This window comes from Blastomonas sp. UPD001, from assembly GCF_003426715.1.
GTDB lineage: Bacteria > Pseudomonadota > Alphaproteobacteria > Sphingomonadales > Sphingomonadaceae > Blastomonas.
In genome coordinates, this window is sequence record NZ_QKVT01000080.1 from 1 (window position 1) to 1066 (window position 1066).

Below are 1066 nucleotides of genomic sequence, written 5' to 3' on the forward strand. Positions count from 1 at the left end.
CGGAGAGCGCCGCCATGTAGATGGCGTTTCTGACGCTCATGCGTCCGCCTTTGATGGCGCGATGGCCGATACGTTCGCCGCTTTCGCAGGCGACGGGCGCGACACCGGCGAGCATGGCTGCCTGCTTGCTCGAGCAGGCGCCCAGTTCGGCGAAGTTTGCAATCAGGACGGCGGCGGTCACCGCTCCGATGCCCGGGATCGACGTCACGATGGTATAACGGCGAGCGAGGTCCGGTTCGGTTCGGATCCGCTTTTCGATCTCGGTGTCGAGCCGTTCGAGATGGCTTTTGACGGCCTTCAGTCGACGGTCCAGTTCGGCGCGCAGGAAGGCCGTTTGCGCCGCCGTGCGCCGATTGGTCAGCGCCGTGCGCTCGGCGGTCGCGGCGGTACGGGCATTGACCAACTCTTGCAAGTCCAGCAGAGCCTCGGACGGCGGCGGCAGTGCGGTCGGTTCGAGTGCTTCGCCCATCAGCGCCAGCAGCCGCGCATCGATCCGGTCGGTCTTGGCAAGATAGCCGCACGCCTTGGCGAACAGCCGCGCCCGCAGCGGATCGACCAGCGCCACGGCAAAGCCTGCCGCATGCAACGAGCGCTGCGCGGCGCGATGGTACTTGCCGGTCGCTTCCATCACCACCCGTGTCACGCCGAGCCTCGCCAGCTCGCGCTTCAACCGCCGCCGGCCGCAGGGGTCGTTGCTGACGCGCAACCGGGTCGTGCGGGCTGGCACGTCGACATCCAGCCACTCTTTACACACATCAATGCCGGCATAGACTGCCGTCATCGCGTTCGGTTCGGGCAATACCTTGCCTTGCATGCGGGACTTGCTCCCCATCATCTGTTCAGGACCAGCGCGAGGACGGACGGACCAAGCTCATCCCCGGTTCTTGCCAAGGGGCGCACGGTCCCGTCCGTCCGATCCCGGGCGGATGGCCATCCGCCCGGGATCGCAGCAACCTTCGCACAAGCGCTGCAAATCCAACATGCAAGGGGCGGCGCGAAGCTTGCAAGGTAGCGCAGCCCCTCACCCCCACCCTTGTAACTTGAATTTTGCCGTCTCTGCTAAGGT

At 65.8% G+C, this 1066-nt stretch carries 1 protein-coding gene; it reads right to left on the reverse strand.

Annotated features, from left to right (window positions below; translation table 11 throughout):
* Positions 1-814 (reverse strand): IS110 family RNA-guided transposase (locus DM995_RS18865; RefSeq protein ID WP_198669491.1); only part of this gene is annotated, 814 nt, incomplete at its 3' end.
* Positions 815-1066: the final 252 nt, after the last annotated feature.